The sequence below is a fragment of the Collimonas sp. genome (genome assembly GCF_035566375.1).
In the GTDB taxonomy this organism is placed as follows: domain Bacteria; phylum Pseudomonadota; class Gammaproteobacteria; order Burkholderiales; family Burkholderiaceae_D; genus Collimonas.
On record NZ_DATMRK010000030.1, the window covers coordinates 15,952 to 28,764 of the forward strand.

Sequence of the window (12,813 nt, forward strand, 5' to 3'; positions counted from 1 at the left end):
GCCGGGGACGTCATGGCCAGGTCGGCTGCTTCTACCGTTCACCGTTTCCCTGGCAATCCAAATACGCATGATCCGATATCAGAGAGATTCGCCTTACATGACTGCTGCTGTTAACAACACACGAACGACACAAACGACACAATCCACACAAACGCAAACTGCCTCATCCGAAGCATACGGGGGGGATTCGTCCCAAGCCACCGATATTCCGGCCACCGACATTGCCATCATCGGTATGGCCGGCCGCCTGCCGGGAGCGGACAATCTGGATCAGTTCTGGCAAAACCTGTTGCACGGGCAGAGCGGCATTCGCGAACTGTCTGAGCAAGAATTGCAGGAAGCCGGGGTGCCGCAGGCATTGATCGATCACCCCTACTATGTACGGGCTTGCGCAACGTTGCGCCAGGCCGAATATTTTGACGCTGCATTCTTTGGCATCAGCGATGCCGAAGCCCAGATGATGGACCCGCAACAACGGATGTTTCTGGAAACCACCTGGCGCGCGCTGGAAGACGCCGGCCATGCGGGCGATGTGTCGCGGCTGAGGATTGGCGTGTTTGGCTCGACTACCGGCAGCAGTTATGCGGCGCAAGTGGCGCCGCTTGGGGTGTGGGGTCCGCAAGGCGTGGATTACGCTGCGCTGATCGGCAATGACAAGGATTTCCTGGCCACCCGCACCAGCTATTTCCTGGGCCTGACCGGCCCGTCGCTTACGGTGCAGACTGCCTGCTCCAGTTCCTTATCGGCGTTGCATATCGCCCGCGCCGCCTTGCTGGCGCGCGACTGCGACCTGGCAGTGGTGGGCGGGGTCAGCATTACCTTTCCGCAGCAGATGGGTTATCTGTACAAGGAAGGGGGGATCTTTTCGCCCGATGGCGCATGCCGGGTCTTTGCCGACAATGCACAAGGCACCCTCAAGGGCAATGGCGTCGCCGTCGTGGTGCTGCGCCGCTACCAGGATGCCGTGGCGGACCGAGACCAGATCATTGCCTCGATTGCCGGCAGCGCCATGAATAACGATGGTGCAGATAAGGTCGGCTTCACTGCGCCTAGCCCTGGCGGGCAGGTGGAAGTCATCAAGGATGCGCTGGCGGCCGCGCAGATGGATAGCAACCGTATTACTTACGTTGAAGCGCATGGCACCGGCACCCATTTGGGCGATCCGATAGAAATCCAGTCCTTGGCCCGAGCCTATGGCCGCGAGGAAGCACATGAGGTCAGGCCTGACACAGGACATGCCGCAATCCCTACCTGCTATCTGGGCAGCGCCAAAGCCAATATCGGGCATCTGGACGCTGCCGCCGGCGTGGTGGGGCTGATCAAGGCGGTGAAAGTCCTGCAGCATCAGCAGATTCCCCAGCAGATTGCTTGCCAGCGCACTAACCCGGTATTGCAGCTTGAGAAACGGGGTTTTGCGGTCAGGCGGCAGACCATCGCCGCCGATCCGCCGGTACAGGTGGCGGCGGTCAGCGCTTTTGGCATTGGCGGCAGCAATGTGCACGTTATTCTCCGGCGCGCGCCCCAGATCAAGCGGCCCGCAGTGCCTGCCAGTGAGTTTGCCTTTGTCGTAAGCGGCAAAGACCATGGGGAAATCGCCAGCCTGGCGCTCCAGTTAATCACGTTTGTCGAGGCCAATCCAACCGCCAGGCTCGACGACATGGCCCTGACGCTGGGCATAGGGCGGCGCCGTCTGGATCGGTGCGGCGTGGTCCGGGCGGCCAGTCACGCCCAGCTGGCCGAGCGTCTGAGCGTGCTTGCCGCCGGTACGATCGAGCTGGCGCCCTTGCCGCAAGGGCATGCCTTGTCGTGGCTGGGCGATATCCGATTCGCGCGGCGTATGTCGATGCCGGGACAGCCGATGCAAGCGCGCCGCTACTGGCCGGATCAGAGTCCGGCACAAAGCTCGGCGCAATATACCGCATCGCCCGCCAACGGCGTCCGCCCGACAGCAACCGCTGACCCGCTGGTGCAAGAGCAATGGGCAACCGTGATTACCGAGATTTTCTCCGGCTTGCTCAACGGCATAGCGCTGGGCCGTGACGACGATCTGACCGACATGGGGCTTGATTCAATGGGGGTGGTCGAGGCCGCAACCCAAATACGCGATCGCTTGCAGGTCACGATCGGGCTGGAAGACATCGAAGCCGGGCGCACCGTGAACCAGATCGTGCAGCGCTTGCAGCGCGAAGCCAAGCCGCAGAGGGCGCCGGACCCCGGCTTGCAGGTCCAGACCCACAGCAGCGTAAGCAGCGAATCCAACTCATACGGCGCTCGCCTGCTGATGCCGTTGCGCCCGGGACCGGGGACCAAAGTTTGCCTGATACATCCAGCCGGCGGCTCCGTTCTCAACTATGTGCCGCTGGCCCGGCAACTGCCGGATGAGTACGATATTTACGGTATCGCCTATCCAACCCGCAGTAGCCAGCAGTGGTCGATCCGGCAACTGGCAAGCCGTTATCTGGATGAAATCAGAGAACTGGGCGATCCTTCTTCGCTGATTCTGGGAGGTTATTCATACGGCGGCAATATGGCATTTGAGATGGCGCTGCAGTTGCAGGCGCAGGGGCAGTCGGTACGCAAGGTCTTGTTGCTCGATTCGCATCCGCCAGCGGCTTATTTGAATTGCAACCATCTGCCGATGGATTACCCCAAGGCATTCGTGAGCCTGCTGCCAGAGATTTTCCCGGGATTTGAGGTGCCCGCCGCAGATTTTGCCGGCTTATCCATACGCCAGATCCTGGCGCGGATAGGTGAAGGCCGCTGGTCTGCGGCGTTTGAGCAGGAGCTGTATCGCTTCTTCGAGATCTGGCGTGAGAACTACCTGGCGCTGAAACACTGGCACCCGGCCGAGGTGCTGCAGGCGCCTGCCGTGATGATCGAAGCGCAAGAACCGGAAAACGCCGAATTCCTGGAGAGTTTGCATATCGGCCGGCACGGCTCGGAAAACTGGCGCCACCTGCTTTCCCAGGAACTGAAAGTGGTGCCGACCCCGGGCAACCATCTCTCGATGATTCGTAACGTCAAATATATGGACAAGCTGGCCGAGGCGATTGCCGATGCTCTGGAATGAATTGCCGAATGAATTGCCATTAACGGCGATACAGCACGAGGTCTGGCTGGCCATGTTGCTGGCGCTGTTGTTTGGCCGTGCAGTGTCCGAGATGCTGTCAAAGGAATAGCGCTCCGGATTTGAAATTTTATCCAGCAGCCCGCGTGAGGAAGAGTCGTGGATCGTCGTTCGTTTTTCAAAGCATCGAGTGCAGGAGCTATCGCATTGGCCGTGCCGCAGGCTGCCAATGCAACCATCAATATCGGTTCGCCGGAGCTCTATAAGCGACTGGTTCCCGAGTTGTTCACGCCGGAGGAACGGCCGCCAGCTTATACCAAGGCGGTGGTCATCGGTTCCGGTTTCGGCGGCGCAATTTCAAGCTTGCGTTTGGCGCAGGCAGGAATTCCGGTCACCGTTCTGGAGCGCGGTTTGCACTGGCCCAACCATCCACTGCGGCCGATCTTTGCACATGAACCGTTGCCGGATGGCCGCGGCTATTGGCATCGGCGCCGCGCCAAGCTGCTGACCGGATTTACCGTCTTCTTTGACGACTTTGCCGGCGTCTTCGATATTTGTGAATATCCGAATATCGATGTCTGGCGAGCCGCCTGCGTCGGCGGTGGGTCAGTGGTTTTCACCGGCGTGATGATCGCGCCTGAACGGCGCTATTTCGATGCGCTGTTTGGTGGTTTGGTCTCGTATGACGAGATGCAGCGAATCTACTATCCGCGGGTGCGTTCAATGCTCAGGCTGGATGCTATGCCTGCCGATATCTATAACGCCAGATCGTTCGGACATTCACGGGCATGGGATATGCAAGTGCGTAAGGCCGGCTATCAAACCGCCTCAAACGACGGCATCTGGAATTGGGATGTAGTACGCGCTGAACTCAACTGGAAATCGCGGGCGTCTTGCATTGTTGGCGAAAGTAATCTCGGCAACAGCAACGGCGCGAAATACGATCTGAATCAAAACTATCTGAAGCTGGCGCAAGCCTCGGGCAATGCCAAAATCTATGCAAGCCAGCAAGTGCTGGATATCTCCTATGACGGTAGACGGTACAAGCTCGATGTCGCCCGTTTGGACCACGCCGGCCGGCAAGTCGAACGCTATGTGCTGTCATGCGATTACCTGTTTCTCGGCGCGGGTTCCATCGGCACCTCGGAATTGCTGGTGCGCGCGCACGCCAAAGGTACGCTGCGCAATCTGAATGAACACATCGGCCAGGGCTGGGGCACCAATGGCGACGCCATAGCGGTTCGATCATTCGCGCAGTGGGACGGGCTGACGCAGGGGGCCGCGAGTGCATCACGGATTCACGATACGAAGCGGATGCCGACCACGCTGGAGAATTGGTATGTGCCAGGGCTAAGGTTGAATCTGGGCATGCTGGGATCGCTGGCAATGGGCTTCGATACCGCCAACCGAGGTCATTTCGCCTATAACCCGGGCACCGACAAGGTTGACTTGCGCTGGGCGGCTGATGGCAATGCCGATGCGGTCGCCGCGGCACGGGAAATCAACAATCGGATCGCGCACGCGACCAACACCATTCCCGGCGCCTGGCCATTCTCGCCGGACGTCCACGCATCGTTCACCGCCCACCCTTTAGGAGGCGCGGTGCTGGGGCGCGCGACGGATGCCTATGGGCGTGTCGCCGGGCATCCTCGTTTGTATGTGATGGACGGCGCGATGATTCCTGGCAGCACCGGCGCAGTCAATCCTTCCCTGACGATTTCGGCATTGGCGGAGCGCAACGTTGAACGGATCATCAAGGAAGATTTTTAGCTTGAACGCCGAATATGGGACAATCGAGGCATCAACTTTTTTTGCCGGACAAACCATGAAATTCAGCCACCTGATCGAAATCAACGATCCCCTCAACCCGCTGATCGATCCGTTGACGCGCGAGCAGCTATGGCGCGGGCTGGTGATGCGGGCCGAGCAGCCGATGTTGTTTGTCGAGCATCTGGACGATTGCCGTTTGTCCGATCAATCGATGCAATCGGTCACGCGTGAACTGCGTTACGGCAAAGTGACGATAAAAGATGTGGTCAGTTACCTGCCGCTGTTGCAGGTGCGTTACCAGGTGCCGAAACAGCAAGATATAGCCGGTTCCAGCCTGATCATGACGATTGAAGAACCGGGTCCGGAAATGCTGTTCGTACGGTTTGAATATGAAGACGAGGCGGTAGAGCGGCAACCGGCGGCGCAAGCCGAGCAGGAATTTTATGATGAATTCCGGCGCTCGGCTTATGAGGAAGCCGACATCGACACCATCCGCATGATCCGCGAACTGGCGGCAGAGGGAAAGCTGGGGTAACCGTCTTTAACTCGGCGGGTGTTGATCAACGCCTCGACCAAGACCTTGATTTGCGCCCTCAGCGGAAATTATTCTCCACCGCGAACTTGATCAGCTCCGCCTGGCCGTCGATATCCAGCTTGCGCTTGATGTTCAGCCGGTGGGTTTCGACGGTGCGCACGCTCAAATCCAGTTCACGCGCGATCTGCTTGTTCGATTCGCCATTGGCAATGTGCTGCAATACCTGGCGCTCGCGCACCGTCAGCAACTGCCCCGGCGTCATCGGCCGCGCCAGTTTTTGCGCCAGCGCTGCGCTGTAGTACATGCCGCCGGAAATCACCGTCTCTATCGCCTGCACGATGTCTTTGCCGGGCGCATCTTTCAGTACATAACCGCGCGCCCCGGCCTGCACCGATTGCATCAGGTACTCGGTCTTGTCGTGCATGCTGAGGATCAGCACCGCGATTTCCGGGAAGCTGACGTGAAAGCGCGCAGTCAGATCGATGCCGTTGATGCTGCCGCGCAGATTGATATCCATCAGGATCAGGTCGATCGGCTGTTGTTCGGCGCGCTGCAAGGCTTCGTCGGCGCTGCTGGCTTCGGCCACGATGGCGAAAGTCGGCACCGCTTCGAGCCGCGCGCGCAAGCCGTCGCGCACCAGCGGATGATCGTCGACCAGCATGATTCTGGTAATTGTCTCAGGCATAAGATGTATGGGGAATGGTAGCCAGCACCGTGGTGCCGGCCGCTGACGAACTGACTTTGAGATTGCCGCCGACCGCTTCCAGCCGTTCGACCATATTGCGCAGGCCGATGCCGTGTTTCGGATTGCCGTCGATCTGATCGACATCGAAACCGACGCCGTTGTCGTGCACGGTCAGGGTAATCGCTTGCGCATCGCCTTGCAACAGCACTTTGATCCGCGTCGCCTGAGAGTGGCGGGCGATGTTGGTCAAGGCTTCCTGGGCGATGCGGAACAACACCGTATTGGCGACCGCCGGCATGCCGTCGGTGCTGCCGCTGTGGCGGAACTCGATCGGAATGCCGGCGTGTTCCAGCCACTCATGGGTCAGGTGGGCCAGCGCCGCCGCCAGGCCGAGGTCATCCAGGATCGCTGGCCGCAAATCGTGCGAAATGCGGCGCACTTCACCCAGCACGTCGTTGAGCTGGCCGGCAGTGCGCTCGAAAGTTGCGCGGGCGGCGGCGGTCTGCTGCGGCCCGCTATCGAGTTTGGCGATACCGGCTTCGATTTGCAATTTGATCGACACCAGCCACTGGCTGATGCCGTCATGCAGGTCACGCGACAATCTCGCCCTTTCCTCTTCCTGCGAACGCACTACGCGCTGCGCCAGGACTTTCAGCTTGGCGTCGGCCACCCGATGTTCGCTGATATTCAACACCAGTCCCGACATGCCCACCACCAGCGCACTCAGGATCGCAATGCCGGCAATCCACCACATGGTGTTGCGGATATTGCCGGATACCTGGGCGTCGATCTGGTTCAACGCCTCATCGACATCATCCAGGTAAATGCCGGTGCCCAGCATCCAGCCCCAGTTGGGCAGCGCCACTACATAACCGAGCTTGGGCGCGACATGGTGGCTGGATGGCTTTTCCCACAGATAGCGTTCAAACCCGCCGCCGCTCCTGGCCCGTTCTATCAGATGCTGGATGGTGAGGCTGCCGTTGGCGTCTTTCATGTCCCACAGATCGCGGCCGACCAGTTCCGGCTGGCGCGGATGCATCAGGTTCTTGCCCTGCATATCGTAGATAAAGAAATAACCGTCGTCGCCATACGAGAGCTTGGCCAGGACCGCTTTGGCTTCGTCCAACGTGGCCTGGTCGTTGCGGCCGGAATCGTACAGATGGGCGATCGAACGCGTCGCCAGCGCGACATAGTGTTTCAGCTCGGCTTCCTTGCTGGCCAGATAGGCGGCCTGGATCGTCGCCCGTTGCTGCTGGCCAAGCGAAATGGCCTGGTGGCGCACCGCCAGCGCGATCGCGCACAGCGCCAGAATCAAGGGGACGATAGCCAGGAAAATGATTTTTTGGCGTAATTTCATGGCGCTACTTTACCCGGAATCGAAAATGGTTAGGTGGGGGCTATTAGCGGATATCTATATACGGTAATCGGAAGGATCAGCACGTCCATTGTAAGTAACATCTTGGAAAGCGAACTAGACGATTTGTTAACTAGCCAAAAAACCAACATCCAATTAGGCTGAATTGTCTCCGGAGCAATCAGTCTGTATTGACTGGACGGGGATGAGACAGAAATTTTTCAATTTTATGGAGAAGCACATGAAACTCGTAAATCGCATGAAGCTGAAGTCTAAAGTTGCAATGTTGAATGTCCAAACCATAGGTACTGACGACGAATAGCTATTTAAGCAAAAGTAAGTAATGCACGGCGGACGCAAGTCCGTCGTGCTGGTAAGGCACTTCCTACTTGAATGGAATTGATATGACCCCCTCACAGAAAAACGCGGATTTACTCGAAAAATTCGCAGAGAATGCCGTGGAATGGGGGGAGCGAGAATTTCGCCCCGTCTTTCCAGATCTCGTGGATCATTTAATTCAGGATATCTATGGTTTCGCTTACAGGCGCGGCGGGATAGAGATTGGCGTTCGGCACCTCATAAGTTTAGGCATCTTAGCTGCGATGGGCGATTGCACCAATCAACTTCGATTTCAGCTGCGAGCTGGGCTGAATCTGGGTTTGACTGAGGAGCAGATCAAAGAAGTGTTTATTCAGGTTGCGGTATTCGCAGGTAATGCACGAGCCGTCAACGCAGCACAGATCTTTAACGATGTACTAAAAGTGCGGGTCGAGGAGTTCAATCAATCCAATGCGGTGAAACAATGAATCACAGTGCCGCAGCCAAAATTTGGTTATATATCGCGGCAGACACGTTTGCAGGAATAGGATTCAGAGTCTTCCAAGTGTTTTGTACCTGGTTATTCATCCAAAACCTAAAACGCGAAGACCAGTTATCAAATCTACTGATCGCAATTTGGCTTACCACAACTTTTCTGTTGCCGGTAGCTGGAGTGTTTGCGGAACGCTTCAGAAAGACCCGAATATTGTTTATATCTTGCCTATTAGGTACTTTAAGCACGATATTGCTGGTCAGTTTCATGCCTTCTTTCACAGAGCCAGAACAGTCTGCCAGATTCGTGCCAATTTTGGTAGTCGCCGGAGTGTTTCTAAGTGGCTTTCAAGCAACGATCTTTCCACTAGGTGCCGCACTCATCCCGAATATAGTTTCTAACGAGTCTGATATTCAACAGGCATACAAAATCAAATCATCGATGTTCATCGTCAACCTGATTTTCGGGCCGACATTGGGTGGACTTATCATCGGAATATATGGCGGCGAAGCATCGTTAATACTCGCCATGACGTCCTATTTTCTTGCGACGGTCTGCGCGATGACTTTCTTACGATGGTTTAACGAAGACTATCCGCCAGTCCATGCGAGCAAAGGGTTTTCTTCACTTTTAACCGATCTCGGCAACGGTTTTATGCGAATAGCCCATATTGCAGAAGAACGAGTCATAGCGATAGCTTCCTTACTGACAAACATGTTGTTGACACCTTTTATTTTTGTAATTCTCCCTGCAAAAATCGTCGGGCGCGGTATGACAATGCTAGACGTAGCCATGGTCGAGCTGGCGCTAGGCGCAGGTATTTTATTTTCAACGATGTTTCTAATATCTCGACTGCAGAAGCGTTGCGGGCATCACGCTATTGCGTCATTTTCTACCGCAATATTATCTATCACGATAGTTGGATTTGGGTGCACGAATAATTTGCATGTGATGTATTTCCTGGCATTTTTTCTCGGCGGATCCCTTTCAATATTCAATGTGACGATCAACGCGAGGAGGGCTATTTCAATACCTGACGGTTATCGCGCTGTGATGGAATCGAGCTTATTGTTTTTATGCACTGTCTCAATTCCACTCGGATTATTTCTCACCAAATTTCTGTTCCGTCATTTTGATCCAGATACCACGATTTTATGGTTAGCAATATTGGTTATTCCACCAGCATTTCTGATTTTCTATTCGCGTCCGCTCAGGAGCATGTTGAATGCCGAGAAGGATACCGTTCCATATTACGTCCGCCGGTATGGCGCTCTTTTTAACAGAGGGTAAAGATGACTTACACTTTCCTGCCGAACAATTTGACTGCGCGAACATTGAGACTTGGGTACAAGACGGAACTCAAAGACAGCTACATCGAAATGCTCACGCAGCTCGTTGAAACAAAGATGCCCCAATTTCCCGAAACATTGATTTCATATTTCTCTAGCTTATCCGTTGAGAGCTACAACAGTTTTTTTAGCTTTATTTACCATAAATCGATTGAGCTGCTAGAAGAAAGCAGATTCGACGAGACGTCGCGATTTCTTCAATTCCTCATGGAACCCAAGATACTGAGCGCTACAGGATTAGTTCAAGCGGAGACGATAAGCAGAGAAATAAGGGAACTTATTTATGAAGAATGCAGCAACAGCAAATATTCCATATCAATTGGAACACTCGATCGAGAGATCGAAGCCGCCGCATATCAGCGGCTTGCATTTGGTCGAACGGTGCTTACGCATGCTCAACCCGAGTTGGCGCAAGAGATTGATGAGCTGGTCCAATCGGTCACCTTTTTCGTGTCCAGACGTGACAACAAACATAAGGCGTTTTCAGTAACAAGCAATCGAATTCAAGGGCTTATCCTAATAAACGGCGACATAGATCCAAGCTGGATTTTTTTACTAGACAAATGGATTCATGAAGCGGCACATACCTATCTATTCGCCATAAATTTATCGGAAGAACTGGTTTTGAACGATGAACATGAGGGTTTTAGTTCGCCCCTCAGGCAAGATAAAAGAACGATGTTGGGTGTATATCATGCGACTTTTGTCATACAGCGACTCATCCTGGCGTTTTCGGCAATCATGGAAAAGTCAAGCATGGAAGAAAATGATCGGCAGAAAATTGGCAAGCTGCTGACGAATTATTACTCTCGCCTCGAGGATGGAATATCAACAGTTCGCCAACACGGGGAGCTATCAGTACTAGGAAAGCGTCTGATAGAAGAGGGTTACCGATATGCGCAGGAAATCAGCAGGTCCCCGCGCAACATAACTACGTGAATGGCATTTCCAGCTATGCTGACGCATCAGTTTGATGTTTTCAAATAACAGGTAATTCAAATCTTCTGCGTAATACTACGTAAAAACGCTGCGTAGTACCTCGCTTGTTCTCCGATCCCATATGCCAAATACTTGGCCCGCTGCCTTTTAGTAGTTCGGCGGCGCGATCCGCTATCCAATAAAAACAATATCCAAAAATATTCATCCCACCCGGGAGGAGAACAATGAATCGTCTATTTTCAAAAATGGGCTGGCTTGCGCTGGCCCTGCTCGGTGCATTCGCGTTTGGCTATATCGGCCTGCAGCGCGGCGAATCCATCAGCGCCATCTGGATCGTGATTGCCGCCGTTTGCGTCTATCTGATCGCCTACCGTTTCTACAGCCTGTATATTTCCGACAAAGTGCTGGGCCTGGACGCCACCCGCATGACGCCGGCCTATAAGTACAACGACGGTCTGGATTACGTGCCGACCAACAAGAACGTCTTGTTCGGCCACCACTTTGCGGCGATTGCCGGCGCCGGCCCGTTGGTGGGCCCGGTGCTGGCGGCGCAGATGGGTTATCTGCCGGGCATGCTGTGGATCCTGGCCGGCGTGGTGTTTGCCGGTGCGGTGCAGGATCTGATGGTGCTGTTCATCTCGACCCGGCGCGACGGCCGTTCGCTGGGCGACCTGATCAAATCGGAGCTGGGCACGGTGCCGGGCGTGATCGCTTTGTTCGGCACTTTCATGATCATGGTCATCATCCTGGCGGTGCTGGCGCTGATCGTGGTGAAAGCGCTGGCGGAATCGCCCTGGGGCACTTTCACGGTGGCGGTGACCATCCCGATCGCCTTGTTCATGGGCGTGTACACCCGCTATCTGCGGCCGGGACGTATCGGCGAGATTTCGCTGATCGGTTTTGTGCTGTTGATGCTGGCGATTGTCGGCGGCCAGTATGTGCAAGAGCATCCGGTATTGAGCGCGATGTTCACTTTCACCGGCAAGGAATTGACCTGGCTGCTGATCGGCTACGGTTTCATCGCCTCGGTGCTGCCGGTCTGGCTGTTGCTGGCGCCGCGCGACTATCTCTCGACTTTCCTCAAGATCGGCACCATCGTCGGCCTGGCGCTGGGCATCGTATTCGTCGCGCCGGAACTCAAAATGCCGGCGTTCACGCAATTCATGGATGGCTCGGGCCCGGTCTGGTCGGGTAGCTTGTTCCCGTTCCTGTTCATTACCATCGCTTGCGGTGCGGTATCCGGTTTCCATGCATTGATCGCTTCCGGCACTACGCCGAAACTGCTGGAGAACGAGCGCCACGCGCGTTTCATCGGCTACGGCGCGATGCTGATGGAATCGTTTGTCGCCATCATGGCGCTGATCGCGGCGTCCTGCATTGAACCGGGCGTGTATTTTGCGATGAACAGCCCGGCCGCACTGATCGGCAGCACCGTCGATACGGCCGCGCACGCGGTATCGCAATGGGGCTTTTACGTGACGCCTGAAATGCTGACCCAGGTGGCCAAGGATGTCGGCGAGCACAGCATCATTTCCCGCGCCGGCGGCGCACCGACGCTGGCAGTCGGCATGGCGCACATCTTGTCGAGCGTAGGCGGCGGTAAAGCGATGATGGCGTTCTGGTATCACTTCGCGATCCTGTTCGAAGCCTTGTTCATCCTGACCGCAGTAGACGCCGGAACCCGTGCCGGCCGTTTCATGCTGCAGGATTTGCTTGGCACTTTTGTGCCGTCCATGCGCAAGATCGATTCGCTGCCGGCCAGCTTGATCGCCACCGCCTTGTGCGTCTCCGGCTGGGGATATTTCCTGTATCAAGGCGTGGTCGATCCGCTCGGCGGCATCAATACCTTGTGGCCCTTGTTCGGTATTTCCAACCAGATGCTGGCGGGGATTGCGCTGATTCTGGCGACTTGCGTACTGTTCAAGATGAAGCGCGACCGCTTTGCCTGGGTCACCATCGTGCCGACCGTCTGGATCCTGATCTGCACCCTGACCGCCGGTTGGCAAAAAATATTCGACGCCAATCCGCGCGTCGGTTTCCTGGCCCATGCCAGCAAGTATCAGGCCGCGCTGGCAGACGGCAAATTGCTGGCGCCGGCGAAATCGATCGCGCAGATGCAACAGGTGATCTTCAACGATTACCTGGATGCAGGCCTGGCCGGTTTCTTCATCCTGGTGCTGCTGAGTATTCTCGGCTTTGGCGTCAAGACCGTGCTGGCGGCGCGCGCCGCCAACCGGCCGAGCGCCAAGGAAACCCCGTTTGAATCACTGCCGGCGAGCGCTTTACCCTCCGCCTGAAAGGTC

Annotated in this window: 10 protein-coding genes; 8 read left to right on the forward strand and 2 right to left on the reverse strand. The window is 55.8% G+C overall.

Going from position 1 to position 12,813, the window contains the following annotated elements:
* Window positions 1-97 precede the first annotated feature (97 nt).
* From VNZ60_RS09330 to VNZ60_RS09345, 4 genes are read left to right on the forward strand one after another with little or no spacing between them, the layout of a single operon-like run.
* Entirely contained in the window at window positions 98-3,070 is a 2,973-nt protein-coding gene (locus VNZ60_RS09330; protein ID WP_325658392.1) for a beta-ketoacyl synthase N-terminal-like domain-containing protein, read from the forward strand.
* Window positions 3,057-3,179, forward strand: coding sequence for a hypothetical protein (locus VNZ60_RS09335; protein ID WP_325658394.1), 123 nt, complete (start codon window positions 3,057-3,059; stop codon window positions 3,177-3,179). The genes VNZ60_RS09330 and VNZ60_RS09335 overlap by 14 nt, the downstream gene beginning before the upstream one ends.
* 47 nt (window positions 3,180-3,226) lie before the next feature.
* A complete protein-coding gene (locus VNZ60_RS09340; RefSeq protein WP_325658396.1) occupies window positions 3,227-4,837 on the forward strand; it encodes a GMC oxidoreductase in 1,611 nt (536 codons plus the stop codon).
* A gap of 55 nt (window positions 4,838-4,892) precedes the next feature.
* Complete coding sequence (locus VNZ60_RS09345) at window positions 4,893-5,372, forward strand: SRPBCC family protein (protein ID WP_325658398.1); 480 nt, start codon at window positions 4,893-4,895, stop codon at window positions 5,370-5,372.
* 58 nt (window positions 5,373-5,430) lie between these two features.
* On the opposite strand, the gene VNZ60_RS09350 is transcribed toward VNZ60_RS09345, so the two are convergent.
* The gene (locus VNZ60_RS09350; RefSeq protein WP_325658400.1) at window positions 5,431-6,057 is read right to left on the reverse strand and encodes a response regulator transcription factor; all 627 of its coding nucleotides are present in this window, start codon (window positions 6,055-6,057) and stop codon (window positions 5,431-5,433) included.
* Window positions 6,050-7,414 carry a cache domain-containing protein gene (locus VNZ60_RS09355; RefSeq protein ID WP_325658402.1) on the reverse strand — a complete coding sequence of 455 codons (1,365 nt, stop codon included), beginning with the start codon at window positions 7,412-7,414 and terminating at the stop codon, window positions 6,050-6,052. The genes VNZ60_RS09350 and VNZ60_RS09355 overlap by 8 nt, the downstream gene beginning before the upstream one ends.
* Before the next feature lie 401 nt (window positions 7,415-7,815).
* On the opposite strand from VNZ60_RS09355, the gene VNZ60_RS09360 reads away from it, so the two are divergent.
* The 4 genes from VNZ60_RS09360 (at window position 7,816) to VNZ60_RS09375 (ending at window position 12,807) form a co-directional block, all read left to right on the forward strand.
* The gene (locus VNZ60_RS09360; protein ID WP_325397140.1) at window positions 7,816-8,217 is read left to right on the forward strand and encodes a carboxymuconolactone decarboxylase family protein; all 402 of its coding nucleotides are present in this window, start codon (window positions 7,816-7,818) and stop codon (window positions 8,215-8,217) included.
* Complete coding sequence (locus VNZ60_RS09365) at window positions 8,214-9,512, forward strand: MFS transporter (protein ID WP_325658404.1); 1,299 nt, start codon at window positions 8,214-8,216, stop codon at window positions 9,510-9,512. Before VNZ60_RS09360 ends, VNZ60_RS09365 begins: the two co-directional genes overlap by 4 nt.
* Window positions 9,513-9,514: 2 nt before the next feature.
* Window positions 9,515-10,510 carry an aKG-HExxH-type peptide beta-hydroxylase gene (locus VNZ60_RS09370; RefSeq protein ID WP_325658406.1) on the forward strand — a complete coding sequence of 332 codons (996 nt, stop codon included), beginning with the start codon at window positions 9,515-9,517 and terminating at the stop codon, window positions 10,508-10,510.
* A 224-nt stretch (window positions 10,511-10,734) separates the two neighbouring features.
* A complete protein-coding gene (locus VNZ60_RS09375) occupies window positions 10,735-12,807 on the forward strand; it encodes a carbon starvation CstA family protein (protein WP_325658407.1) in 2,073 nt (690 codons plus the stop codon).
* The last annotated feature ends 6 nt before the right edge of the window (window positions 12,808-12,813 follow it).

Bases quoted from the DNA above. Each gene is read 5' to 3' on its own strand.
- VNZ60_RS09330 (WP_325658392.1), top strand. From the start codon at position 98: ATGACTGCTGCTGTTAACAACACACGAACGACACAAACGACACAATCC.
- VNZ60_RS09350 (WP_325658400.1), bottom strand. From the start codon at position 6,057: ATGCCTGAGACAATTACCAGAATCATGCTGGTCGACGATCATCCGCTG.
- VNZ60_RS09375 (WP_325658407.1), top strand. From the start codon at position 10,735: ATGAATCGTCTATTTTCAAAAATGGGCTGGCTTGCGCTGGCCCTGCTC.
- VNZ60_RS09335 (WP_325658394.1), top strand. From the start codon at position 3,057: ATGCTCTGGAATGAATTGCCGAATGAATTGCCATTAACGGCGATACAG.
- VNZ60_RS09365 (WP_325658404.1), top strand. From the start codon at position 8,214: ATGAATCACAGTGCCGCAGCCAAAATTTGGTTATATATCGCGGCAGAC.
- VNZ60_RS09360 (WP_325397140.1), top strand. From the start codon at position 7,816: ATGACCCCCTCACAGAAAAACGCGGATTTACTCGAAAAATTCGCAGAG.
- VNZ60_RS09370 (WP_325658406.1), top strand. From the start codon at position 9,515: ATGACTTACACTTTCCTGCCGAACAATTTGACTGCGCGAACATTGAGA.
- VNZ60_RS09345 (WP_325658398.1), top strand. From the start codon at position 4,893: ATGAAATTCAGCCACCTGATCGAAATCAACGATCCCCTCAACCCGCTG.
- VNZ60_RS09355 (WP_325658402.1), bottom strand. From the start codon at position 7,414: ATGAAATTACGCCAAAAAATCATTTTCCTGGCTATCGTCCCCTTGATT.